Annotated in this window: 26 protein-coding genes; all 26 read left to right on the top strand. The window is 63.8% G+C overall.

Features of this window, described 5'->3' with window-relative positions:
• Window positions 1–7: 7 nt before the first annotated feature.
• Window positions 8–802, top strand: coding sequence for a flagellar assembly protein FliH (gene fliH, locus G559_RS0101500; RefSeq protein WP_028626547.1), 795 nt, complete (start codon window positions 8–10; stop codon window positions 800–802).
• Window positions 792–2,144: a flagellar protein export ATPase FliI gene (gene fliI, locus G559_RS0101505; protein WP_028626548.1), complete on the top strand. Its 1,353-nt coding sequence runs from the start codon at window positions 792–794 to the stop codon at window positions 2,142–2,144. The genes fliH and fliI overlap by 11 nt, the downstream gene beginning before the upstream one ends.
• 6 nt (window positions 2,145–2,150) lie before the next feature.
• Window positions 2,151–2,600, top strand: a complete 450-nt coding sequence (gene fliJ / locus G559_RS0101510) for a flagellar export protein FliJ (RefSeq protein WP_028626549.1) — start codon at window positions 2,151–2,153, stop codon at window positions 2,598–2,600.
• A 180-nt stretch (window positions 2,601–2,780) separates the two neighbouring features.
• Window positions 2,781–3,086 (top strand): STAS domain-containing protein, encoded by a 306-nt coding sequence (locus G559_RS0101515; protein WP_028626550.1) that lies wholly within the window; start codon window positions 2,781–2,783, stop codon window positions 3,084–3,086.
• Window positions 3,087–3,097: 11 nt separating this feature from the next.
• Window positions 3,098–4,792, top strand: coding sequence for an ATP-binding SpoIIE family protein phosphatase (locus tag G559_RS0101520; protein ID WP_028626551.1), 1,695 nt, complete (start codon window positions 3,098–3,100; stop codon window positions 4,790–4,792).
• Window positions 4,793–4,824: 32 nt separating this feature from the next.
• Window positions 4,825–5,178 (top strand): Hpt domain-containing protein, encoded by a 354-nt coding sequence (locus G559_RS0101525; protein ID WP_028626552.1) that lies wholly within the window; start codon window positions 4,825–4,827, stop codon window positions 5,176–5,178.
• An 82-nt stretch (window positions 5,179–5,260) separates the two neighbouring features.
• Window positions 5,261–6,535: a flagellar hook-length control protein FliK gene (locus G559_RS0101530; protein ID WP_028626553.1), complete on the top strand. Its 1,275-nt coding sequence runs from the start codon at window positions 5,261–5,263 to the stop codon at window positions 6,533–6,535.
• A gap of 189 nt (window positions 6,536–6,724) precedes the next feature.
• Window positions 6,725–7,243: a flagellar basal body-associated protein FliL gene (gene fliL / locus G559_RS0101535; protein WP_028626554.1), complete on the top strand. Its 519-nt coding sequence runs from the start codon at window positions 6,725–6,727 to the stop codon at window positions 7,241–7,243.
• Window positions 7,244–7,256: 13 nt separating this feature from the next.
• Entirely contained in the window at window positions 7,257–8,228 is a 972-nt protein-coding gene (gene fliM, locus G559_RS0101540) for a flagellar motor switch protein FliM (RefSeq protein ID WP_028626555.1), read from the top strand.
• Window positions 8,229–8,270: 42 nt separating this feature from the next.
• On the top strand, window positions 8,271–8,738 hold the full coding sequence (gene fliN, locus G559_RS0101545) for a flagellar motor switch protein FliN (RefSeq protein WP_028626556.1): 468 nt from the start codon (window positions 8,271–8,273) through the stop codon (window positions 8,736–8,738).
• Between the two features lie 4 nt (window positions 8,739–8,742).
• Complete coding sequence (gene fliO / locus G559_RS0101550; protein ID WP_028626557.1) at window positions 8,743–9,192, top strand: flagellar biosynthetic protein FliO; 450 nt, start codon at window positions 8,743–8,745, stop codon at window positions 9,190–9,192.
• Complete coding sequence (gene fliP, locus G559_RS0101555; RefSeq protein ID WP_028626558.1) at window positions 9,192–9,947, top strand: flagellar type III secretion system pore protein FliP; 756 nt, start codon at window positions 9,192–9,194, stop codon at window positions 9,945–9,947. The genes fliO and fliP overlap by 1 nt, the downstream gene beginning before the upstream one ends.
• Window positions 9,948–9,957: 10 nt before the next feature.
• Window positions 9,958–10,227 (top strand): flagellar biosynthesis protein FliQ, encoded by a 270-nt coding sequence (gene fliQ / locus G559_RS0101560; RefSeq protein WP_028626559.1) that lies wholly within the window; start codon window positions 9,958–9,960, stop codon window positions 10,225–10,227.
• A 2-nt stretch (window positions 10,228–10,229) separates the two neighbouring features.
• On the top strand, window positions 10,230–11,006 hold the full coding sequence (gene fliR, locus G559_RS0101565) for a flagellar biosynthetic protein FliR (RefSeq protein ID WP_028626560.1): 777 nt from the start codon (window positions 10,230–10,232) through the stop codon (window positions 11,004–11,006).
• A gap of 81 nt (window positions 11,007–11,087) precedes the next feature.
• Window positions 11,088–12,224: a flagellar biosynthesis protein FlhB gene (flhB, locus tag G559_RS0101570; protein ID WP_028626561.1), complete on the top strand. Its 1,137-nt coding sequence runs from the start codon at window positions 11,088–11,090 to the stop codon at window positions 12,222–12,224.
• 444 nt (window positions 12,225–12,668) lie between these two features.
• Window positions 12,669–14,792: a flagellar biosynthesis protein FlhA gene (flhA, locus tag G559_RS0101575; RefSeq protein WP_028626562.1), complete on the top strand. Its 2,124-nt coding sequence runs from the start codon at window positions 12,669–12,671 to the stop codon at window positions 14,790–14,792.
• Window positions 14,793–14,807: 15 nt separating this feature from the next.
• The gene (gene flhF, locus G559_RS0101580) at window positions 14,808–16,157 is read left to right on the top strand and encodes a flagellar biosynthesis protein FlhF (RefSeq protein ID WP_028626563.1); all 1,350 of its coding nucleotides are present in this window, start codon (window positions 14,808–14,810) and stop codon (window positions 16,155–16,157) included.
• A gap of 70 nt (window positions 16,158–16,227) precedes the next feature.
• The gene (gene fleN / locus G559_RS0101585) at window positions 16,228–17,061 is read left to right on the top strand and encodes a flagellar synthesis regulator FleN (RefSeq protein WP_028626564.1); all 834 of its coding nucleotides are present in this window, start codon (window positions 16,228–16,230) and stop codon (window positions 17,059–17,061) included.
• Window positions 17,058–17,804, top strand: a complete 747-nt coding sequence (gene fliA, locus G559_RS0101590) for an RNA polymerase sigma factor FliA (RefSeq protein ID WP_028626565.1) — start codon at window positions 17,058–17,060, stop codon at window positions 17,802–17,804. Before fleN ends, fliA begins: the two co-directional genes overlap by 4 nt.
• Before the next feature lie 83 nt (window positions 17,805–17,887).
• Window positions 17,888–18,262, top strand: a complete 375-nt coding sequence (locus G559_RS0101595) for a chemotaxis response regulator CheY (protein WP_003083073.1) — start codon at window positions 17,888–17,890, stop codon at window positions 18,260–18,262.
• 19 nt (window positions 18,263–18,281) lie between these two features.
• The gene (locus G559_RS0101600; protein ID WP_028626566.1) at window positions 18,282–19,070 is read left to right on the top strand and encodes a protein phosphatase CheZ; all 789 of its coding nucleotides are present in this window, start codon (window positions 18,282–18,284) and stop codon (window positions 19,068–19,070) included.
• An 11-nt stretch (window positions 19,071–19,081) separates the two neighbouring features.
• Window positions 19,082–21,310, top strand: coding sequence for a chemotaxis protein CheA (locus tag G559_RS0101605; RefSeq protein ID WP_028626567.1), 2,229 nt, complete (start codon window positions 19,082–19,084; stop codon window positions 21,308–21,310).
• A 44-nt stretch (window positions 21,311–21,354) separates the two neighbouring features.
• Window positions 21,355–22,458 carry a protein-glutamate methylesterase/protein-glutamine glutaminase gene (locus G559_RS0101610; protein WP_028626568.1) on the top strand — a complete coding sequence of 368 codons (1,104 nt, stop codon included), beginning with the start codon at window positions 21,355–21,357 and terminating at the stop codon, window positions 22,456–22,458.
• A gap of 16 nt (window positions 22,459–22,474) precedes the next feature.
• Window positions 22,475–23,215, top strand: a complete 741-nt coding sequence (locus G559_RS0101615) for a flagellar motor protein (protein ID WP_028626569.1) — start codon at window positions 22,475–22,477, stop codon at window positions 23,213–23,215.
• Window positions 23,216–23,225: 10 nt separating this feature from the next.
• A complete protein-coding gene (gene motD / locus G559_RS0101620) occupies window positions 23,226–24,113 on the top strand; it encodes a flagellar motor protein MotD (RefSeq protein ID WP_028626570.1) in 888 nt (295 codons plus the stop codon).
• Between the two features lie 49 nt (window positions 24,114–24,162).
• Window positions 24,163–24,951 carry a ParA family protein gene (locus G559_RS0101625; protein ID WP_028626571.1) on the top strand — a complete coding sequence of 263 codons (789 nt, stop codon included), beginning with the start codon at window positions 24,163–24,165 and terminating at the stop codon, window positions 24,949–24,951.
• Window positions 24,952–25,008: the final 57 nt, after the last annotated feature.

Genomic DNA, 25,008 nt, shown 5'->3' on the forward strand with positions numbered 1-25,008 from the left:
GGCGACCATGGCCAGCAAGGAACAGGCAAGCGAACTGATCCGCGCCAAGGACGTCAACGTCTTTGACCGCTGGTCGTTGCCCAGCTTCGACCCGGACGCTCCCGAGCCGGCGGTACCAGAAGAGCCGTTGGCTGCGGCGCCCGAGCCTGAGCCCGAACCGCAGATCGAGGAAGTGCCGGTCGAAGACGTCAAGCCGCTGACGCTGGACGAGCTCGAGGCCATCCGCCAGGACGCCTACAACGAAGGCTTCGCCACCGGTGAGCGGGACGGTTTCCACGCCGGCCAGCTCAAGGCCCGGCAGGAGGCCGAGGTCGCTGTGAATGCCCGGCTCGCGCAACTCGACACGCTGATGGCGCAGTTGCTCGACCCCATCGCCGAGCAGGACCGGCAGATCGAGGAGTCCCTGGTGCATCTCACCAGCCTGATCACCCGCCAGGTGATCCAGCGCGAGCTGCGCGTGGATTCCAGCCAGATCCGCCATGTCCTGCGTGAGGCCCTGAAGTTGCTGCCCATGGGCGCCAACAACCTGCGCATCCACATCAATCCGCAGGACTTCGAGCAGGTGAAGGCGCTGCGTGAACGGCATGAAGAAACCTGGCGCATCCTCGAAGACGAATCGCTGGAGCCGGGCGGTTGCCGGGTCGAGACCGAGCATTCGCGTATCGATGCCAGCATCGAGACGCGCTTGAGCCAGGCCATGAAGCAGCTCTTCGAGCAGCAGCGCGAACAGAAGGTCCATCCGCCAGCAGCCGACCTGGTCATGGACCTGGATTCCCCGGACAGCCTCGACCATGCGTATTGAGCGCGCCAGCTTCGCCAAGCGTCTGGCGGGTTACAACGATGTGATCGATCTGCCCTCGCAACCCCTGGTGGAAGGCCGCCTGCTGCGCATGGTGGGCCTCACCCTGGAGGCCGAAGGCTTGCGTGCGCCGGTGGGCAGTCGTTGCCTGGTGATCAACGATGACAGCTACCACCCCGTGCAGGTGGAAGCCGAGGTGATGGGCTTTTCCGGCAGCAAGATCTACCTGATGCCAGTGGGCAGCCTCTCCGGTATCGCGCCTGGCGCCCGCGTGGTTCCGCTGCCGGATACCGGCCGCCTGCCCATGGGCATGTCCATGCTGGGCCGTGTGCTCGATGGCGCCGGCCGCGCCTTGGACGGCAAGGGCGGCATGAGGGCCGAGGACTGGGTGCCGATGGATGGTCCCACCATCAACCCGCTGAAGCGCCACCCCATCAGCGAACCCCTGGACGTCGGAATCCGCTCCATCAATTCCCTGCTCACGGTCGGTCGCGGCCAGCGCCTCGGCCTGTTCGCCGGTACCGGCGTGGGCAAGAGCGTGCTGCTCGGCATGATGACCCGCTTCACCGAGGCGGAAATCATCGTCGTCGGCCTGATCGGTGAGCGGGGCCGCGAGGTGAAGGAATTCATCGAGCACATCCTCGGCGAGGAAGGCCTCAAGCGCTCCGTCGTGGTCGCGTCCCCGGCGGACGACGCGCCGCTGATGCGCCTGCGTGCGGCCATGTACTGCACGCGCATCGCCGAATACTTCCGCGACAAGGGCAAGAATGTCCTGCTGCTGATGGATTCCCTGACCCGCTTCGCCCAGGCCCAGCGCGAAATCGCCCTGGCCATCGGCGAGCCGCCGGCGACCAAAGGCTATCCGCCATCGGTGTTCGCAAAACTGCCGAAGCTGGTGGAGCGAGCCGGTAATGCGGAGCAGGGCGGCGGTTCCATTACCGCCTTCTACACGGTCCTTTCCGAAGGCGACGACCAGCAGGACCCCATCGCCGACTCCGCGCGGGGGGTGCTCGACGGTCACTTCGTGTTATCCCGTCGTCTGGCCGAGGAAGGTCACTACCCAGCCATCGACATCGAGGCCTCCATCAGCCGGGTAATGCCCCAGGTGGTCAGCCCGGAGCACATGAAAATGGCCCAACGCTTCAAGCAGCTCTGGTCGCGCTACCAGCAGAGCCGCGACCTGATCAGCGTGGGCGCCTATGTTGCCGGCGGCGATCCTGACACCGATCTGGCCATTGCTCGCCAGCCGACCATGAGCGCCTTCCTGCGCCAGGGGCTCGACGAGAGCGAGAGCCTGGCCCAGAGCGCCCAGCGGCTGGCTGCCTCCCTGGGCATCCAGGGCTGATAGCGCATGTCCCGCAGTCGCGCGGCGCGCCTGGCGCCGGTCGTCGAAATGGCCGAACGTGCCGAGCGCGAAGCGGCACGCATGCTGGGTCGTTGCCAGGGCCAGGTGACCCAGGCCGAGATGAAGCTGGGTGAACTGGAGCGCTACCGCTCCGATTACCAGCAGCAGTGGATCGAGGAAGGCCGACGCGGCGTTTCCGGCCAATGGCTCATGAACTACCAGCGCTTTCTGTCCCAGCTCGAGTCCGCCATCGGCCAGCAGATGCAGAGCCTCAAATGGCACCGCGACAACCTCGACAAGGCGCGTGCGGCGTGGCAACAGCGCTACGCGCGACTCGAGGGGCTACGCAAACTCGTGCAGCGCTACCTCGACGAAGCACGTGCGGTCGAGGACAAGCGCGAGCAGAAGCTGCTGGACGAGCTGGTCCAGCGCCGGCCGGCCAGGGGTGAGGAGTAGGGGGCGTCGGTAGGATGGGTTTCGCTCCGCTCTACCCATCCTACGGTCCACAATCTGTTCTTCAACGCGTCATCTCAGAACCATAAATTCTTCCTAGGCGCCGCTTTCCAGTTGCCCTGCCTCAAGGGTGGGTGCTAAATCTTCACCACGCGTATTCCGAACTTGAACAAGGAGCTTTGCATGGCCATTACCTCGATGCCCTCAGACGATGGGCAGGAGCTGACCATCACCATCCAGGGACGATTCGATTTCGGCGCCCACCAGGAATTTCGCGACGCCTACGAGCGCGTCAACTTCACCCCCAAGCGCTACGTCGTGGACCTCAAGGGCACCACCTACCTCGACAGCTCCGCACTCGGCATGCTGCTCCTGCTGCGTGATCACGCCGGTGGCGAGCGGGCGCAGATTCGCCTCGCCAACTGCAACCCCGACGTCCGCAAGATCCTCGCCATTTCCAACTTCGAACAATTGTTCCAGATCGCCTGAGGCCCGCTGCCATGCCGTCGCCGCTGACGATCCTGATTGCCGAGGACAACGCGGCGGACAGGCTGCTCCTGTCCACCATCGTCAACCGCCAGGGCCATCGCGCCCTGACCGCCGCCAACGGTCGTGAGGCCGTGGCGCTGTTCCAGCAGGAACAGCCGCAACTGGTGCTGATGGATGCCCTGATGCCGGTGATGGACGGCTTCGAGGCTGCCCGCCAGATCAAGCAACTGGCGGGCGAAGCCCTGGTGCCGATCATCTTCCTCACGTCTCTGACGGAAAACGAAGCGCTGGTGCGCTGCCTGGAGGCGGGCGGCGATGACTTTCTCGCCAAGCCCTACAACCGGGTCATCCTCGAAGCCAAGATCAAGGCCCTGGACCGACTGCGTCGCTTGCAGGACACCGTGTTGCAGCAGCGCGACCTGATCGCTCGCCACAATGAGCACCTGGTGACCGAACAGCGGGTGGCCAAGGCTGTGTTCGACAAGGTGGCGCACTCCGGTTGCCTCAGCGCTCCGAACATTCGCTACCTGCAATCGCCGTACGCGCTGTTCAATGGTGACCTGCTGTTGGCGGCCTACAAGCCCTCGGGTGGCATGCACGTGCTGCTCGGCGACTTCACCGGCCACGGCCTGCCGGCGGCCATCGGTGCCATGCCCCTGGCCGAAGTGTTCTACGGCATGACCGCCAAGGGCTATGCCATGGCCGACATCCTGCGCGAGATGAACGCCAAGCTGAAACGCATCCTGCCGGTGGGGGTGTTCTGCTGTGCCACGTTCCTCAACCTGAGCTTCCAGCGACACCTGGTCGAGGTGTGGAATGGCGGCCTGCCCGATGGCTACCTGCGTCGCGCCGGCAACGGCGAACTGGTGCCGCTGGTGTCGCGCCACCTGCCGTTGGGGGTGCTCGACCAGGGCAGCTTCAACGCGCATTTCGAGTCCTACCCCATCGAGACCGGTGACCGCATCCTCCTGGTGTCCGACGGTGTGCTGGAAACCCGCAATGACAATGAAGAAACCTTTGGCGACGAGCGGTTGCGCGCCGTGCTCGACGCCAGCGGTGACGGCAGTCGTCTGTTCGACGAGATCCAACTGGCCCTGAGCGCCTTTCGCGGCCATGCCCAGGACGATGTGAGCATGATCGAGGTGCGCATGCTCGAAGAGTCCACCGAGCGTGCCAAGCTGGCCTTCACTGACAGTGGCCAGGCCAGCCCCCTGGACTGGTCCGCGTCCTTCGAATTCCGTGCCCAGACGTTGAAACGCTTCAATCCGCTGCCTTTTCTGCTGCAACTGCTGTTGGAGGTCCAGGGGCTGCGCGATCAGGGGGGCGCCCTCTACACGGTGCTCGCCGAGCTTTACTCCAACGCCCTGGAGCACGGCGTGCTGGGGTTGGATTCGTCGCTCAAGCGTAACGCCGAAGGTTTCGCCCGCTACTATCGGGAGCGCAGCGAGCGCCTGGCCGGGCTGGAGGAGGGCTACGTGCGTTTTCATCTGCAACTGGTCCCAGAAGGCCGGGGAGGGCGGTTGCTGATCCATGTCGAAGACAGCGGCAAAGGCTTCGACGTGGGCACGGTCCTGGCTCAGCAGCCCTCGACGGACAGCCTCTGTGGTCGGGGCCTCACCCTGATCAGTCAGCTGACGGCACGTTGCGAGCCCGCTGAAGACGGCAAGGGCATACACGTGGAGTTCCGTTGGCCCACTCGGGCATAATTTTCCGACGTTCAGTACAGGGAGTGACGGGTTTGTCCAATATCCATCTCGACCATTCTGTGCTGTCTTCCCTGCGGGAAGTCATGGAGGACGAGTTTCCAGTGCTGCTGGATACCTTCCTGGCGGACTCAGCGGAGCGCCTGCGGCAGATCCAGCAGGCGAATACTGTGCACGACAGCCAGGCCTTGCGCCTGGCGGCCCATAGCTTCAAGGGCAGTTGCAGCAACATGGGCGCTCCCGTGCTGGCGGGGCTGTGCAAGCAACTGGAAGACATTGCCCGGCGCGAGCAACTTGCCGATGCGGCTGCCGTCATCCCGCAGATCGAGCAGGAGTTCCTCATCGTCCGCGACCTGCTGCAGGAAGAACGTCGCGGCCTGGCGCACTGATCTGCCCCCCAGCTTTCGGCCAGCATGTTGGCCCATCCTTTGCACTTCCCTTGGCACGAACCAACCCGAGCGGAGAGTGCCCATGCCCGTTGCCCCCGATCTGCTTCTTCAGGCCAGGCCTGAGGTGAAGCCGAAAGCACCGGCCGCAAAAGCCCCGGAGAAACCGGCGGAAACCAGTAAGGGCGAGGCTTCCAGCTTCGCCCAGATGTACGCGAAAGAACGTCAGGCCAAGGCCGCTGAACGCAATGAAGCGGCGGCCAAACAGGCCAGCACGAAGTCGGATGAGACGGCAAGCCAGGACACGCCTGCGACCGACCCTGCCGCCAGCCAGCCGGTTGTTGCCGATAGCGGCAAGCCCTTGCCGGCCGAAGAAGGCGACGCCAAGGAGGCCCCCGACGAGCCTGTGATGGACCCGTTGCTGCTCATGGGAATGACTGGCCAACTGCCCGCCGATGCGGCACCGGTCGAGGCGGATGGCGCCGCCGACGCACTGTCGGCCCTGCCCGTTGCGCCGCCAGTGAACAGCTCGGCGCCGGCCACCCTGAGCGAAGCCGCCCTCGACCCGGACCTCGATCAGCTCAACGGCTTGCCGGCAGTGAAGATGACCCAGGACCAGGCGGCCCAGGCAGCAGCCCAGCAGGTGCAGAGCGCGACTCAGACTGCGCCTGGCGCTGACCAGGACTTCGCCAGTGCCCTGGCAGCCTTCGCCGATGAACCGCTGGAAGCCGGTGAGGGCGAGCTGGACAAGGCGCTGTCGTCCTCCGAACTTTCAGTTGAGTTGGCCGATGGGCTTGGCGAGAACAAGGGGGAGGTGCGTAACGAACTGCTCGCCAACCGTCTCAATGCCTTGAGCCAGGCCATCAGCCAGCAGACCGCCCAGGCCCAGCGCACGCCGGCCCTGGTGCCGGGACAACCGGTGGCCATGCAGCAGGGGGGCTGGAGCGAAGCGGTGGTGGATCGGGTCATGTGGTTGTCCAGCCAGAACCTCAAGTCCGCCGAGATCCAGCTTGATCCTCAAGAGCTGGGCCGCCTCGAAGTACGGGTGAACATGACCCAGGACCAGACCCAGGTGACCTTCGCCAGTCCCAATGCCAACGTGCGCGATGCGCTGGAAGGGCAGATGCATCGCTTGCGCGATATGTTCGCCCAGCAGGGCATGAACCAGCTCGACGTGAACGTTTCCGACCAATCCCTGAGCCGTGGCTGGCAAGGGCAGGGCGGTGACGGCGAACGCCGATCTGCCGGCGGCCGTGCCGACTTTGGTGGGAGCAGTGACGAAGATATCTCGGTGAGCCACAGCGAGATCCGCCCGGCCTCGACAAGTGGTGGGCGGGGATTGGTGGATTTCTACGCCTGACGCCCTCTCCCCCGGTCCCTCTCCTCTTCAGGGGGAGAGGGAACCCCGTGACAGCCGCCCCCCGACACTGGTATATCCGCAGCCCTGAAAGCAATTGCCCGAGCTGCCGATTGGCTGGCGAGCTGGCATAACACTTGCTCATTCCCCAGGAAAAGGCGGGCTTGCCCCGTTCGGCGACGGATTATTGGCATGGCGAAGAAAGAAGCGAAGGCCCCGGCAGAGGGTGGTGCAGCAGGCGGTAAGAGCAAGCTGAAGCTCATCATTCTGGGCGTGGCTGCGCTGTTGCTGGCAATCGGCCTGTCGGTGGGCGCTACCTGGTTTTTCCTCAGCGGTGGCGATAAAGGCGCCGAACCGGCCGAAGAGGAAGCCACCAGTGCGCCGGCCAAACAGCCAGCCATCTACCAGGAGCTGGCCCCCGCCTTCGTGGTGAACTTCAACCAGAACGGTCGCCAGCGATACATGCAGGTGAGCGTTGCGCTAATGACCCGCGACCAGGCCCAGATGGACGCCCTCAAGGTGCATATGCCGGTGCTGCGCAACAAGCTGGTCATGCTGTTCTCCAGCCAGAACTTCGAAGCCCTGGCCACGCCGGTGGGCAAGGAGATGCTGCGCCAGCAGGCCACCGCCACCGTGCAGGAGCTGGCCAAGCAGGAAACGGGCGCGGTGACCGTCGAACAAGTGCTCTTCACCAACTTCGTATTGCAGTAGGCAAGGTACAACCATGGCTGTTCAAGACCTGCTGTCCCAGGACGAAATCGACGCGCTGTTGCACGGTGTCGACGACGGCCTGGTTGAAACCGAAACCGATGCGGACCCGACCAGCGTCAAAAGCTATGACCTGACCAGCCAGGACCGCATCGTCCGGGGGCGCATGCCGACCCTGGAAATGATCAACGAGCGCTTCGCCCGTTACACCCGCATCAGCATGTTCAACCTGTTGCGTCGCTCGGCCGACGTGGCGGTGGGGGGCGTGCAAGTGATGAAGTTCGGCGAGTACGTGCATTCGCTCTACGTGCCCACCAGTCTCAACCTGGTGAAGATGAAGCCACTGCGCGGCACTTCGCTGTTCATCCTCGACGCCAAGCTGGTGTTCAAGCTGGTGGACAACTTCTTTGGCGGCGACGGTCGCCACGCCAAGATCGAGGGGCGCGAGTTCACCCCAACCGAGCTGCGCGTGGTCCGCATGGTGCTGGACCAGGCCTTCGTCGACCTGGCCGAAGCCTGGCACGCCGTGATGGACGTGAACTTCGAGTACATCAACTCGGAAGTGAACCCGGCCCTGGCCAACATCGTCAGCCCGAGCGAAGTGGTGGTGGTTTCCACCTTCCATATCGAACTGGACGGCGGCGGTGGCGACCTGCACATCACCATGCCCTATTCGATGATCGAGCCGATCCGGGAGATGCTCGACGCCGGCTTCCAGTCCGATGTCGATGACCAGGACGAACGCTGGATCAAGGCCCTGCGCGAAGACATCCTCGACGTCAGCGTGCCGGTGGGTGCCACCGTAGTGCGTCGCCAGCTCAAGCTGCGGGACATCCTGCACATGCAGCCGGGCGACGTGATTCCGGTGGAGCTGCCCGAACACATGATCATGCGCGCCAATGGCGTGCCGGCCTTCAAGGCCAAGCTGGGGTCGCACAAGGGCAACCTGTCGCTGCAGATCCTCGAACCGATCGAACGCCAGCGCTGATTGCGCGCTACCCACGAATTCAGAGCCAGCCGAGGTCAAGCGATGGCAAACGACATGGACACTACCACTCCCGAAGAGCAGGCCCTGGCCGACGAATGGGCTGCCGCCCTGGCCGAAGCCGGCGACGCGTCCCAGGACGATATCGACGCGCTGATGAACCAGGGTGCCAGCAGTGCCCCCAGTTCGCCGCGTGCCCCCATGGAGGAGTTCGGCAGCGTACCCAAGGCCAACGGTCCGGTGAGCCTGGACGGCCCCAACCTGGATGTGATCCTGGATATCCCGGTGTCCATTTCCATGGAAGTGGGCAACACCGATATCACCATCCGCAACCTGCTGCAGCTCAACCAAGGTTCGGTGATCGAGCTCGACCGCCTGGCTGGCGAGCCGCTGGACGTGCTGGTCAACGGCACCCTGATCGCCCATGGCGAAGTGGTGGTGGTCAACGAGAAGTTCGGTATCCGGCTGACTGACGTGATCAGCCCAAGCGAACGCATCAAGAAGCTGCGCTGAAGCCATGCGCCGTTTTCTGCTCGCGGGGCTGTTTCTCTTCCCCATGACCGGCTTCGCCGCCGAAACCGCCGAAACCGCAGCGACCGCTCCGGCGCCCGCCGCCGCTGCGGCTCAGGCCGGCACTGGCATGGCCGCCCAGCTCGGGCAACTGGCGCTCGGTCTGTTGCTGGTGGTGGGGCTGATCTTCCTGCTCGCCTGGCTGCTGCGTCGGGTACAGCAACTTGGGCCGCGTGGCGGCCAGGTGATCAAGTTGGTGGCCAGCCAGGCGCTGGGTCCGCGAGATCGGCTGGTGCTGGTCCAGGTGGGGGGCGAACAGATTCTGCTGGGCCTCAGCGCCGGGCGTATCACGCCGCTGCATGTGCTGAAGGAGCCCGTGCCCCAGGCTGACGCCGAAGTCGCCAGCCCGGAATTCGCCCAACGTCTGATGGAACTGCTCGGCAAGGACAAGCATTGATGCCCCTGCACCGCCTCCTCATCGCGCTGCTGCTGGTGCTGGCCGCGCCGCTGGCCCTGGGCGCTGACAACCCCTTGTCGGTGCCCGCCATTACGCTGTCCACCAATCCGGAAGGCCAGCAGGAATACTCGGTAAGCCTGCAGATCCTGCTGATCATGACGGCGCTGAGTTTCATCCCGGCGTTCGTCATGCTGATGACCAGCTTCACGCGGATCATCATTGTCTTCTCCATCCTGCGCCAGGCGCTGGGCCTGCAGCAGACGCCGTCGAACCAGATCCTCGTCGGCCTGGCGCTGTTCCTGACCATGTTCATCATGGCGCCGGTGTTCGACCAGGTGAATCGCGATGCCCTGCAGCCCTATCTCAACGAGCAGATGACGGCACAGGACGCAGTGGCCAAGGCACAAGTGCCGATCAAGAACTTCATGTTGGCGCAGACCCGCGCCAGCGACCTGGACCTGTTCATGCGTCTGTCCAAGCGCACCGACATCGCCAGCGCGGATGAGGCGCCGCTGACCATCCTGGTCCCGGCCTTCGTCACCTCCGAGCTGAAGACGGCATTCCAGATCGGCTTCATGATCTTCATCCCGTTCCTGATCATCGACCTGGTGGTCGCCAGCGTGCTCATGGCGATGGGCATGATGATGCTCTCGCCGCTGATCATCTCCCTGCCGTTCAAGATCATGCTCTTCGTCCTGGTGGATGGCTGGGCATTGATCATCGGCACCCTTGCCGGCAGTTTCGGCGGCGTATAGGAGGCTCGCGATGACCCCTGAAGTTGCGGTCGACCTGTTCCGTGAGGCGCTCTGGCTGACCTGTCTGATCGTCGCCATCCTGGTGGTGCCGAGCCTGGTAGTGGGCCTCATCGTCGCCATGTTCCAGGCGGCCACCCAGATCAACGAGCAGACCCTGAGCTTCCTGCCGCGCCTGTTGGTGATGTTGCTCACCCTGATCTGGGCCGGCCCCTGGATGACCCGCCAACTGATGGAGTACATCCAGACGCTCTATCAGAACATCCCGATGTTGATCGGCTGACCATGCTCGAACTCAGCGACGCACAGATCGGTGGCTGGGTCGGCAGCTTCCTGCTCCCGCTGTTCCGCATCGCCGCGCTGCTGATGACCATGCCGATCATCGGTACCCAACTGGTGCCGACGAGGGTCCGCCTGTACCTCGCGCTGGCCATTGCCGTGGTGCTGGTGCCAACGCTGCCGCCGATGCCGCAGGTGGACGCCATCAACCTGGGCAACATCCTGCTGATTGGCGAGCAGATACTGGTCGGCGCCTTGCTCGGCTTCATGCTGCAACTGTTCTTCCACGCGTTCGTGGTGGCCGGTCAGATCATTTCCATGCAGATGGGCCTGGGTTTCGCGTCCATGGTCGATCCCACCAATGGCGTTTCGGTGCCGGTGCTCGGCCAGTTCTACCTGATGTTGGTGACCTTGCTGTTCCTGTCCATGAACGGTCACCTGGTGGTCTTCGAGATATTGGCCGAAAGCTTCGTCACTTTGCCGGTGGGCGGCGGATTGCTGACCAACCATCACTGGGAAGTCGCCGGCAAGCTCGGCTGGGTCATGGGCGCGGGCCTGCTGTTGTCCTTGCCGGCGGTCACCGCGCTGCTGGTGGTGAACCTGGCCTTCGGCGTGATGACCCGCGCGGCGCCGCAACTGAACATCTTCTCCATTGGTTTTCCCCTGACCCTGGCGTTGGGGCTGGTGATCGTCTGGATCGGCCTGGCCGACATCCTCACCCAGTACCAGGTCCTGGCCAGCGACGCCCTGCAGCTCATGCGCGAGCTGGCGAGGGTGCGATGAACACGTCGTCTCGGTTTACGACGGTAAATGAGCAGGTTGAGGCCGTCCTCAACGCAGCATTGGCAACGCAGGTAGTTTTCCATGGCGGAGAGTGAGAGCGGGGCGGACAAGAGCGAGGAACCCACAGGGAAACGGTTGCAGGAGGCCCGCGACAAGGGCCAGATCGCCCGTTCCCGCGAGCTCAATACCCTCGCTGTGACCCTGGCCGGGGCGGGTGGCCTGCTGGCCAGCGGCGGTGGCCTGGCAGACATGCTGATGAAGCTGATGCAGTCCAACTTCGACCTGCCGCGAGCGGTGTTGATGGATGAGCGAAGCATGGGCATCTGGCTGCTGATGTCCGGCAAGATGGCGCTGGATGCCTTGCTGCCGTTGCTGATCACCCTGCTCGTGGTGTCCATTGCCGGCCCTGTTTCCCTCGGCGGTTGGCTGTTCTCCACCGAAGCCCTGATGCCCAAGTTCAGCCGGATGAATCCGCTGTCCGGACTCAAGCGAATGTTCTCCCTGCACGCGCTGGCTGAGCTGCTCAAGGCGCTGGCCAAGTTCGTGCTGATCCTGCTGGTGGCGCTGGCGGTGCTCAGCTCGGACCGCGACGATCTTCTGGCTATCGCCCATGAACCCCTGGACATGGCCATCCTCCACAGCGTCCAGGTGGTGGGCTGGAGCGCGGTTTGGCTGGCTTGTGGCCTGATCCTGATCGCTGCCGTGGACGTGCCGTTCCAGCTCTGGGACAACAAGCAGAAGTTGATGATGACCAAGCAGGAGGTGCGCGACGAGTACAAGGACACCGAGGGCAAGCCTGAGGTCAAGTCGCGCATCCGCCGTCTGCAGCGGGAAATGGCCGAGCGCCGAATGATGGCCGCCGTGCCGCAGGCTGACGTGGTCATCACCAACCCGACCCACTTCGCCGTGGCCCTGAAGTACGACGCCGATAAAGGTGGTGCGCCGGTGTTGCTGGCCAAGGGCAATGATTTCACCGCGTTGAAGATCCGCGAGATCGCCCAGGAGAGCCAGGTAATGGTGCTGGAGTCCCCGGCCCTGGCGCGGGCGGTCTACTACTCCACCGAGCTGGATCAGGAAATCCCCGCCGGCCTCTACCTGGCCGTGGCCCAGGTGCTGGCCTACGTCTATCAGCTCAAGCAGTTCCGCTCCGGCCGCGGCAAACGCCCGGCGCCGCTGAACAACCTGCCGATTCCGCCGGATTTGCGGCGCGACGAGTGACGCCAGCCCTGGTCTGCTCGTTTTTCTGTGGGGGCGAATTCATTCGCTATGTCTGCGTTAGCTGTTGCGAGAGATTTACCATCCGGCCAAATGCCTTGTAGGAGCTGGCTTGCCAGCGAAACGGGGCCATTCGCTGGCAAGCCAGCTCCTACGGGCAATGCAGCTGCCTGCAACACGAAGTGCAGACATAGCCAATTCATTCGCCAAGCAGGCCGAAGGTCTGCCCCGCGCGCCTGCATTGGGGCAGCTACGCTGCCCTTGGCGAATGAATTCGCCCCCACAAGTCATTGACCCACCTCGTTTCATTCCCGGATTTTTCTTCCGTCTAATCAATCTCTTAACGAAGTTGGAAAGCTTCTTGCAGCAGGCGGGGCAGGGCGCTTTCTCGCGTCAAAAGATTGGATGTGCGGAGCCAGGCTTCGCGAAAGGGGTAGGGGAGTACCAGTGGATCGTACGCAACTGATCGGCAATGTCCGCAACAACCTGGTGGGCATGGGGCGTGGCAACCTCGGTGTGCCGCTGCTGGTCCTGGTGATGCTGGGCATGATGACCCTGCCGGTGCCGCCGTTCCTGCTGGACGTCTTCTTCACCTTCAACATTGCCCTGTCGATCGTGGTGCTGCTGGTCAGCGTGTACGCCCTGCGCCCCCTGGATTTCGCCGTCTTCCCGACCATCCTGCTGGTCGCCACTCTCTTGCGCCTGGCGCTGAACGTAGCGTCCACCCGCGTGGTGCTGCTCCACGGCCAGGACGGCCATGACGCTGCAGGCAAGGTGATCCAGGCCTTCGGCGATGTCGTGGTAGGCGGTAACTACGTGGTTGGTGCTGTGGTCTTCGCGATCCTGATGATCATCAACTTCGTGGTGGTCACCAAGGGTGCCGGGCGTATCTCCGAGGTGAGTGCGCGTTTCACCCTGGATGCGATGCCCGGCAAGCAGATGGCAATTGACGCCGACCTCAACGCGGGCCTCATCGACCAGGCTGAGGCCAAGAAGCGCCGCTCCGAGGTTTCCCAGGAAGCGGACTTCTACGGCTCCATGGACGGTGCCAGCAAGTTCGTGCGCGGTGACGCCATCGCTGGCCTGCTGATTCTCTTCATCAACCTCATCGGCGGTGTGGCCATCGGCATGCTGCAGCATGGCCTGAGCTTCAGCGACGCCGGCCGTATCTATTCCCTGCTGACCATCGGTGACGGCCTGGTGGCGCAGATTCCTTCGCTGTTGCTGTCCACCGCTGCAGCGATCATGGTGACCCGCGTGTCTTCCTCCGAGGACATGGGCCAGCAGGTCAACCGCCAGATGTTCGCCTCGCCCAAGGCCCTGGCGGTGTCCGCTGCGATCCTTATCGCCATGGGCCTGGTGCCCGGCATGCCCCATGTGTCCTTCATCGGCCTGGGCCTGGTGGCTGCCGGTGGCGCCTGGTGGATCTGGCAGAAGCAGAAGAAGGTCACGGAAGAGGCTGTCCAGGAAGAAAAGCGCCAGCAGGAACTGTTGCCCGCCCAGCGCGCACAGGAAACCAAGGAACTGGGTTGGGACGACGTGATCCCGGTTGACCTGGTAGGCCTGGAAGTCGGCTACCGGCTGATTCCGTTGGTAGACCGTAACCAGGGAGGTCAACTGCTGGCGCGGATCAAGGGGGTTCGCAAGAAGCTGTCCCAGGAGATGGGCTTCCTGATGCCTTCGGTGCATATCCGCGACAACCTCGACCTGCTGCCCAACGCCTATCGCCTGACCCTGATGGGCGTCAGCGTGGCCGAGGCGGAGGTCTACCCGGACCGCGAGCTGGCGATCAACCCCGGCCAGGTGTTCGGCACCCTCAATGGCGTCGCCGCCAAGGATCCGGCGTTCGGGCTGGAAGCGGTATGGATCGACGCCAGCCAGCGCGACCAGGCGCAATCCCTCGGCTACACGGTGGTTGATGCGAGCACCGTGGTCGCTACGCACCTCAACCAGGTGCTGCATAAGCACGCTCACGAGTTGCTGGGCCATGAAGAAGTCCAGCAACTGATGCAGAACCTGGCCAAGAGTTCGCCGCGCCTCGCCGAAGAGCTGGTGCCGGGCATGATTTCGCTGTCGACCTTGCTGAAGGTGCTCCAGGCCCTGCTGCAGGAACAGGTGCCGGTACGCGACATCCGCACCATCGCCGAAGCCATCGCCAATGTGGCGCCCAAGAGTCAAGATCCCGCCGCTCTGGTGGCGGCGGTTCGTGTGTCGCTGGCCCGCGCAATCGTGCAAAGCATTGTGGGACTAGAGCCGGAGCTGCCTGTGATTACTCTGGAACCCAGGTTGGAACAGATATTGCTCAATAGTCTGCAGAAGGCCGGACAAGGTTCGGAAGATGGCGTTCTCCTCGAACCCGGAATGGCCGAGAAGCTGCAACGTTCCCTGGTGGAAGCGGCGCAGCGCCAGGAAATGCTCGGCAAGCAGGCGATCCTGCTGGTGGCCGGGCCGATCCGGGCGATGATGTCGCGCTTCGCAAGGCTCGCCGTGCCGACCATGCACGTACTGGCCTACCAGGAAATACCGGACAACAAGCAGGTCACCATAGTCGCGACTGTGGGGCAGAACTAACCGAGGTCAAAGACCATGCAGGTCAAACGCTTCTTCGCCGCCGATATGCGTCAAGCCATGAAGTTGGTGCGTGATGAACTGGGCGCGGATGCCGCCATCATCGGTAATCGCCGGGTCGCCGGCGGTGTCGAGCTGACCGCGGCGCTGGACTACCCGATGCCCGCACCGGCCCCGAGCAAGCCCAACCCCGCGCTCGAGGCCGAGTTGCGCAAGACTCAGGCACGCATCGCCGAGGCGCAGGCCGAACTGACCACCCGCGCCCAGGCTGACGCTGGCAAGGACCGTCAATTGTTCGCCGGCCAGCCCCTGACCGCCATCGAGTCGGAATTGCCAGAAGCCGCCCTGGCCGCCGCCATGAGCCGCCCACGCCCGGTGGCCCGCCCGGTGGAACCGGTCAGTGCACCCCGATCCGCCGCGGTGGACCAGGCTGCCCTGGACGCCATGCGTTTCGAGTTGAGTGGCCTGCGTGAACTGATCGAAGTGCAGCTGGGTTCCATCGCCTGGGGCCAGATGCAGAGCCGTCGTCCGCAACAGGCCAGCCTCTGGCGCCGCCTGCAGCGCATGGGGTTGCCGGCTGAACTGGCCCGCGCCCTGCTGGACAAGGTGGCCAAGGTCAACGAACCGCGTCAGGCCTGGCGCATGCTGCTGGCACACCTGGCCCATGCCATTCGCACGCCGCAGATCGAACCGATGGAAGAGGGCGGTGTGATTGCGCTGGTCGGCCCTGCCGGCATGGGTAAGACCACCACCCTGGCCAAGCTGGCCGCCCGCTACGTACTCAAGTACGGCGCCCAGAGCGTCGCCCTGGTGAGCATGGACAGCTTCCGCATCGGCGCCCAGGAGCAGATCAAGACCCTTGGCCGCATCCTCAATGTGCCGGTGACCCTGGTCGATCCGGGTCAGTCTCTGACCCAGGCCCTGGCCCCGCTGGTCCGCAAGCGCGTGGTGCTGATCGATACCGCCGGTCTGCCGGGCAACGATCCGGCCCTGGCCATGCAGCTCGAAGCCCTGGCCAGCCGGGCGATAAACGCGAAGAATTACCTGGTGATGGCTGCCACCAGCCAGAGCCAGGTGCTCAAGGCGGCCTATCACAGCTACAAACGTTGCGGCCTGGTCGGTTGCGTCATTACCAAGGCAGACGAAGCGGCCAGCCTGGGCGAGGTTTTGGGGCTGGCTATCGGCCAGCATCTCCCGGTAGCCTATCTGGCCGACGGCCCGCGAATTCCGGATGATCTGCAGGTTCCCCGCAGCCATCAACTGGTGAGCCGCGCGGTCAGCCTTCAGGCGCCTGAAGATCCGAGTGAAGAGGCAATGGCCGATCTGTTCGCCGGCCTCTACCAGAATCCGGCGCGTCGCGCCGGTTGAAGAATTGTGAACCGCCCCTCCGAGGGGCGGTGCTGGACCGCCAAATGGCCCCTAAGGCAAGGTATTTGAAATGGGTAGTATTCATCCCGTACAGGTGATCGCGGTGACCGGCGGCAAGGGCGGCGTCGGTAAGACCAACGTGTCGGTGAACCTTTCACTGGCCCTGGCCGAACTCGGCCGTCGCGTCATGTTGTTGGACGCCGACCTTGGCCTGGCCAATGTCGACGTCCTGCTCGGCCTCACCGCCAAGCGCACCCTGGCCGATGTGATCAATGGCGAATGTGACCTGCGCGACGTGCTGTTGCAGGGACCGGGGGGCATCCGCATCGTCCCGGCCGCCTCCGGCACCCAGAGCATGGTGCAGCTTTCGCCCATGCAGCACGCCGGCCTGATCCAGGCATTCAGCGATATCAGCGACAACCTCGACGTGCTGGTGATCGATACCGCCGCCGGCATCGGTGATTCGGTGGTCAGCTTCGTTCGCGCGGCCCAGGAGGTGATCGTGGTGGTTTGCGACGAGCCGACTTCCATCACCGACGCCTACGCGCTGATCAAGTTGCTCAACCGCGATTACGGCATGAGCCGCTTCCGCGTGCTGGCCAACATGGCCCACAGCCCGCAGGAAGGGCGCAACCTGTTCGCCAAACTGACCAAGGTCACCGACCGTTTCCTCGACGTCGCGCTGCAGTATGTGGGTGCCGTTCCCTATGACGAGTCGGTGCGCAAGGCCGTACAGAAACAGCGTGCGGTCTATGAAGCCTTCCCGCGCTCGAAGTGCTCGCTGGCCTTCAAGGCCATCGCACAGAAGGTCGACAGCTGGCCGCTGCCGGCCAACCCGCGGGGCCATCTGGAGTTCTTCGTCGAGCGGCTGGTCAAACAGCCCTCCGCGGATAGCCCTGTATGACACCCGCCACTGGACTGCGTATGTACGGCAAGGCTCAGGCAAGGGATTCGCAGCATCAGCTGATCGAGCGCTATGCGCCCCTGGTCAAGCGAATCGCGTATCACCTGCTCGCGCGCCTGCCGGCTAGCGTGCAGGTGGAAGACCTGATGCAGTCCGGGATGATCGGCTTGCTCGAAGCCTCGAAGAAGTACGACGGCAGCAAGGGTGCCAGTTTCGAGACCTACGCCGGCATCCGCATTCGCGGGGCCATGCTCGACGAGGTCCGCAAGGGCGACTGGGCACCGCGTTCGGTGCACCGCAATACCCGTATGGTGAGCGACGCAATCCGTACGATCGAAGCCAGAACAGGACGCGACGCTAAAGATCAGGAAGTTGCTGCCGAACTTGGATTGAGTCTCGAAGACTACTACGGCATCCTGAGCGACACCTTGGGCAGCCGCCTGTTCAGCTTCGACGACCTGTTGCAGGACGGCGAGCAGGGCGGCGTGCACGAGGACGCCGGTGTCACCCAATTCTCACCTTCCCATGATCTGGAAGAAGACCGCTTCCAGGCCGCGCTGGCTGATGCCATCGCGAACCTGCCGGAGCGTGAGCGCCTGGTGCTGGCGCTGTATTACGACGAAGAACTGAACTTGAAGGAAATCGGTGAGGTGCTGGGGGTCAGCGAATCGCGAGTCAGCCAATTGCATAGCCAGTGTGCGGCACGCCTGCGCGCACGGCTCGGTGAATGGCGCGCGCGCTGAACGGCACACCACTGCCAGATTTGAACGGCGCACCCGGCAAGAGGGGCGTTTGAGACTGTACGGAGGTCGACTTGGACAAGAACATGAAAATCCTCATCGTTGACGATTTCTCGACGATGAGACGCATCATCAAGAACCTCTTGCGCGACTTGGGTTTCACCAATACCGCCGAAGCCGACGACGGCACCACCGCTCTGCCGATGCTGCACAGCGGCAACTTCGATTTCCTCGTGACCGACTGGAACATGCCCGGCATGACCGGCATCGACCTGCTGCGCGCGGTGCGTGCAGATGAGCGCCTGAAACACCTGCCGGTGCTGATGGTGACCGCCGAGGCCAAGCGCGACCAGATCATCGAGGCGGCCCAGGCCGGGGTGAACGGCTATGTGGTCAAGCCTTTCACTGCCCAGGTCCTGAAAGAAAAAATCGAGAAGATCTTCGAGCGGGTCAACGGCTGATGTCAGCCGCGAGGGCACCATGGACCAGAACGAACACCTGCTGGGAGACTTCGAGTCGACCCTGAAAACCCGCGCGCGAGAATTGGTAGATAGCCTCGAGAAGGGCAATTTCACTGACGCCGTGCAACTCATCCACGAACTCAATCAGGTCCGTGACCGTGGCCTTTACCAGGAAGTTGGCAAGCTGACGCGCGAACTGCACAACGCCATCGTCAACTTCCAGATCGACCCGCACCTGCCGCACTCCCAGGAAATGTCGCAGATCGCCGACGCGACCGACCGACTTTCCTATGTCGTGAAGATGACCGAGAAGGCCGCCAACCGGACCATGGATCTGGTGGAGGAAAGCGCGCCGCTGCTCAACGGCCTGAGCGATGAAGCCCAGCAACTGGGGGATGAGTGGGGTCGCTTCATGCGCCGGGAAATCGGCGCGGACGGTTTCCGTGAGCTGGCTCGCCGTATCGAACAGTTCCTCGCCCGCAGCCAGCGCGACACCGATGCGCTGTCCGGCAAGCTCAACGAAATCCTGCTCGCCCAGGATTACCAGGACTTGACCGGCCAGGTGATCAAGCGCGTGACCCAACTGGTGACCGAGGTGGAAAGCAACCTGGTCAAGCTGGTGCTGATGGCCAGCCAGGTGGATCGCTATGCCGGTATCGAGCACGACCACAACGCGCTGCGCGCCGAGCTGGAACAACAAAAAAGTCCTTCCAGGGGTGAAGGTCCGCAGATCCATGCCGATATACGTGAAGACGTGGTGTCCGGACAGGACGACGTCGACGATCTGCTATCCAGCCTAGGCTTTTAGGGAGCGCTCATATGAGCTTCGACGCCGATGAAGAAATCCTCCAGGACTTCCTGGTAGAGGCCGGCGAAATTTTGGAGCAACTCTCCGAGCAGCTGGTCGAGCTGGAAAGCCGCCCGGACGACATGGATCTGCTCAACGCGATTTTCCGTGGTTTCCATACCGTGAAAGGTGGTGCTGGCTTCCTCCAGCTCAACGCCCTGGTGGAGTGCTGCCACATCGCCGAAAACGTCTTCGACATCCTGCGCAAGGGCGAACGCCGCGTGGATGCCGAGCTGATGGATGTGGTGCTGCAGGCGCTGGACACGGTCAACGAAATGTTCACCGAAGTGCGCGAGCGCAGCGAACCGACGCCGGCCACCGCGGAGTTGCTGGCTGCACTGTCGCGCCTGGCCGAGCCGGCTGGCGCCGAGCCTGCGCCCGCTCCGGTGATCGAGGAGCCTGCTCCCGTCGACGCGAGCGCCGATATCACCGACAGCGAGTTCGAGCAACTGCTGGACGCCCTGGGTGACAACGCGGGTGGCGTCGCCGAACCGGCCGCTGCTGCCGCTGATGAAATTACCGACGACGAATTCGAAGCGCTGCTTGACCAGCTGCATGGCAAGGGCAAGTTCGTCGCTGCCGTGGAGCCGGAAGCCGCCGTCGCCGCCCATGCCGCTAAGGCTGTTCCGGCTATGGCCGGCACGGGTGACGAAATCTCAGACGATGAGTTCGAGGACCTGCTCGACCAACTGCACGGCAAGGGCAAGTTCAACGGCGCCACGGACGTGGCCGCGAGTGCTCCGGTCGCGCCAGTCGCGCCTGCTGCTTCGGCCGCAGCCGCGAACGGCGGCGAGAACATCACCGACGACGAATTCGAAGCGCTGCTCGACCAGCTGCACGGCAAGGGCAAGTTCAACGGCGCTGCCGAAGAATCGGTTGTCGCGCCTGCCGCGAGCCGCCCGGCTCCCGCTCCCGCACCGGTGCCCAAGCCCGCGGTCAAGGCCAAGGCCGAACCGGCGCCTGCGCCCGCACCTCGCCAACCGGCTGCAGCTGCTGGCGGCAACGGCGCTGCCGGCCCGGCCGTGGCCAGCGAAGCGGAAACCACCGTACGGGTGGATACCGCGCGCCTGGACGAGATTATGAACATGGTCGGCGAGCTGGTGCTGGTGCGTAACCGCCTGGTGCGCCTGGGCGCCAACAGCGGTGACGAATCCATGGCCAAGGCCGTGTCCAACCTGGATGTGGTGACCGCCGACCTGCAGACCGCGGTGATGAAGACGCGGATGCAGCCGATCAAGAAAGTCTTCGGCCGCTTCCCGCGCCTGGTCCGCGACCTGGCGCGCAACCTGAAAAAGGAAATCAACCTCGAACTCGTGGGCGAGGAAACCGACCTGGACAAGAACCTGGTCGAAGCCCTGGCCGACCCGTTGGTGCACCTGGTGCGCAACGCCGTCGACCACGGCATCGAGTCTCCCGAGGAGCGTGAGGCCGCTGGCAAGTCGCGCACCGGCCGGGTGGTACTCTCCGCCGAGCAGGAAGGCGACCACATCCTCCTGATGATCACCGACGACGGCAAGGGAATGGATGCGGCTGTGCTGCGCGCCAAGGCGGTGGAGAAGGGGCTGCTGGACAAGGACGCCGCCGAGCGTCTGACCGAGCTGGAGTGCTACAACCTGATCTTCGCCCCGGGCTTCTCGACCAAGACCGAGATTTCCGACGTGTCCGGCCGCGGTGTCGGCATGGACGTGGTGAAGACCAAGATCTCCCAGCTCAACGGCACGGTGAACGTGTTCTCGCAAAAGGGCCACGGCTCGAAGATCGTCATCAAGGTTCCGCTGACCCTGGCGATCATGCCGACCCTGATGGTGATGCTGGGCAACCAGGCCTTCGCCTTCCCGCTGGTGAACGTCAACGAGATCTTCCACCTCGACCTGTCGCGCACCAATGTGGTGGACGGCCAGGAAGTGGTGATCGTCCGCGACAAGGCATTGCCGCTGTTCTACCTCAAGCGCTGGCTGGTGCGTGACGCGGCCGTGGAAGAGCAGGGTGAGGGCCATGTGGTGATCCTCTCCGTGGGCACCCAGCGCATCGGGTTCGTGGTCGACCAGTTGGTGGGTCAGGAAGAAGTGGTGATCAAACCCCTGGGCAAGATGCTCCAGGGCACGCCAGGCATGTCCGGCGCCACCATTACCGGCGATGGCCGTATCGCGCTGATCCTCGACGTGCCGAGCATGCTCAAGCATTACGCACGCCGCGGTTGATCTGGGGCGGCCAGGAATGGCCGCCTTCTAGGAGCTTTATTTTTATGGCAGTCAAGGTTCTGGTGGTGGATGACTCCGGGTTCTTCCGCCGCCGTGTCACGGAAATCCTTTCTTCCGACCCCAATATCCAGGTGGTCGGTACCGCCACGAATGGCCGTGAGGCCATCGACCAGGCGCAGGCGCTCAAGCCCGACGTCATCACCATGGACTACGAGATGCCGATGATGGACGGCATCACCGCGGTGCGGCACATCATGCAGCGCTGCCCGACCCCGGTCCTGATGTTCTCCTCGCTGACCCACGAAGGCGCCCGCGTCACCCTCGACGCTCTGGACGCTGGCGCAGTGGACTTCCTGCCGAAAAACTTCGAGGACATCTCGCGCACGCCCGAGAAGGTCAAGCAGCTGCTCTGCGAGAAGGTCCACAGCATTGCCCGCAGCAACCGTCGCTACAGCAGCTTCAGTGCTTCGTCGCATTCGACTCCGGCAGTGGCCCCGAGCACCCCGGCGCGTCCGCTGCATGCGCCGGCGCAACCGAGCCACGCCGCCCCGGCGGCTCCGGCCAGCTCCGCTGTCCCAAAGCGTAAGGCCTACCGGCTGGTAGCCATCGGCACCTCCACCGGCGGGCCGGTTGCCCTGCAACGCGTGCTCACCCAATTGCCGGCCAATTTCCCAGCGCCCCTGGTGCTGATCCAGCACATGCCGGCGGCCTTCACCAAGGCTTTCGCCGAGCGTCTGGACAAGCTCTGCCGGATCTCCGTCAAGGAAGCCGAGGACGGCGACGTACTGCGCCCCGGCCTGGCCCTGCTGGCCCCGGGCGGCAAGCAAATGATGGTCGATGCACGTGGCGTGGTTCGTATCCTGCCCGGTGACGAGCGCCTGAACTACAAGCCCTGCGTGGACATCACCTTTGGCTCCGCGGCCAAGTCCTACAGTGACAAGGTCCTGGCGGTGGTGCTGACCGGCATGGGCGCGGATGGCCGTGAAGGTGCGCGCCTGCTCAAGCAGGGCGGCAGCCAGGTCTGGGCCCAGGACGAAGCCAGCTGCGTGATCTACGGCATGCCCATGGCGGTGGTGAAGGCCAACCTGGCCGACGCCGTCTATGGCCTGGACGACATCGGCCGCCACCTGGTCGAGGCGTGCATGTGATGGAGAAACCCAGGTAATGGATGTACTAAGCCTCATCGGGGTAATCCTGGCCTTCGTCGCCATCATCGGCGGCAATTACCTCGAAGGCGGCCACGCCGCGGCCCTGCTCAACGGGCCGGCGGCGCTCATCGTTCTGGGTGGCACCCTGGGCGCGGCGTTCCTGCAGACGCCCATGAACATCTTCAAGCGCGCCCTGGTCATCATTCGCTGGATACTCTTCCCGCCCCAGCTCGACCTCGCCGGTGGCATCACCCGCGTAGTGAACTGGAGCATGACCGCGCGCAAGGAAGGCCTGCTGGGCCTGGAGCCGGTCGCTGACAGCGAATCCGATCCTTTCGCCCGCAAAGGCTTGCAGCTGTTGGTGGATGGCGCCGAGCCGGAATCCATCCGCAGCATCCTCGAAGTCGACCTTTTCACCCAGGAAGGCCGTGACCTGCAGGCCGCCAAGGTGTTCGAGAGCATGGGCGGTTACGCGCCCACCATCGGCATCATCGGTGCCGTCATGGGCCTGATCCATGTCATGGGTAACCTGGCCGATCCCAGCCAGTTGGGCGGCGGCATCGCCGTGGCCTTCGTCGCCACCATCTATGGCGTCGGCTTCGCCAACCTGTTGCTGCTGCCCATCGGCAACAAGCTGAAATCCGTCGCGATGCGCCAGTCGCGTTACCGCGAAATGCTGCTGGAGGGCATTCTCTCCATCGCCGAGGGCGAGAACCCGCGCTCCATCGAACTCAAGCTTCAGGGCTTCATGGATTGAGGAGCGGGCCATGGCGCGCAGGCGGCATCAGGAAGAACACGAGAATCACGAACGCTGGCTGGTGTCCTACGCGGACTTCATCACGCTGTTGTTCGCCTTCTTCGTGGTGATGTACTCCATTTCGTCGATCAACGAAGGCAAGTACAAGATTCTCTCGGAAACCCTGGTGGGCGTGTTCAACCAGCCGGATCGTTCGATCAAGCCGATCCCGGTGGGAGAGGAAAAGCCCCGAACCACTGAGCTGGACCGGAGCATGGTGGAGGAAAGCGAACGCAGTCAGACCTCCATTGACGATCCGGGCGCCGACCCGCTGCAGGAAATTGCCCAGAGCGTGCGCGATGCCTTCGGCGACCTGATCAAGTCCGAGCAGTTGAACGTGCGCGGCAATGAGCTCTGGGTGGAGATCGAGATGAACTCCAGCCTGTTGTTCCCCAGCGGCGACGCCATTCCCAATGATGCGGCCTTCAACCTCATCGAGAGGGTCGCCAGGATTCTGGCACCCTACGACAACCCGGTTCATGTCGAAGGTTTTACTGACAATATGCCCATCGCCACCTCGCAGTTCCCGTCCAACTGGGAGCTGTCCGCGGCGCGTGCCGCGAGCATCGTGCGCATGCTGGCGATGGATGGTCTGGCAGCCAACCGCCTGGCTGCGGTGGGGTATGGTGAGTTCCAGCCGGTTGCTGACAACGCCACCGCCGAAGGTCGGGCGCGCAATCGGCGCGTCGTGTTGGTGATTTCCCGCAACCTCGATGTACGTCGCAGTGTAAGTGGCGTCGGCAGCGCCAATGCCAAACCGGATAGCGCCTTGCTGCGGGCTGGCACGCAACCTGCACCAGCAGCGCCAGCACAGGCCCCTGCAACGGGTGCCGTCAATTCCCCGTCACCGGCCCCGTAGGGCAGGTGCTGATTCTCGGCGCAGTAGCACAGCCGGGAGGATGATGAAGATGAGAGTCTGGGCAGTAGCCAACCAAAAAGGTGGAGTCGGCAAGACCACCACATCCATCGCCCTGGCGGGCCTGCTGGCCGATGCCGGCAAGCGAGTCGTGGTAGTGGACCTCGACCCGCACGGGTCGATGACCAGCTATTTCGGGCATGACCCGGATACGCTGGAACACAGCTGCTTCGACTTGTTCCTGCAGCAAGGCACCGTGCCCGATGGCCTACCGCGCGAACTGTTGCTGCAGACCAGCCACGAACGTATTTCCCTGCTGCCGTCCAGCACCGCGCTGGCGACCCTGGAGCGTCAGTCGCCGGGGCAGAACGGCCTCGGGCTGGTGATCGCCAAGAGCCTGGCGCAGCTCTGGCAGCAGTTCGATCACGCCATCATCGACAGTCCGCCGCTGCTCGGCGTGCTCATGGTCAACGCCCTGGCCGCGAGCCAGCAGCTGGTCATTCCGGTGCAGACCGAGTTCCTGGCGGTGAAGGGGCTGGAGCGCATGGTCAGCACCCTGGCGATGATCAACCGCTCGCGCAAGCAGGCGTTGCCGTACACCATCGTGCCGACCCTGTTCGACCGTCGGACCCAGGCGTCGCTCAATACCCTCAAGGTGCTGCGCAACAACTACCCGGAGAACCTCTGGCAGGCCTACATCCCGGTGGATACGCGATTGCGGGATGCCAGTCGCGCCGGTGTCACGCCGTCCCAGTACGATGCCAACAGTCGTGGCGTGATCGCCTACCGAGCCTTGCTCAAGCACTTGCTCAGCCAACTGCCGGCTACCCAGGTGGCCTGAGATGAATCGCATCGTCGACCGCCGGAACTCAAGTGAAGGGCGCCGCCTGCCGATAGG

It is taken from the genome of Metapseudomonas resinovorans DSM 21078 (genome assembly GCF_000423545.1).
Lineage (GTDB): Bacteria > Pseudomonadota > Gammaproteobacteria > Pseudomonadales > Pseudomonadaceae > Metapseudomonas > Metapseudomonas resinovorans.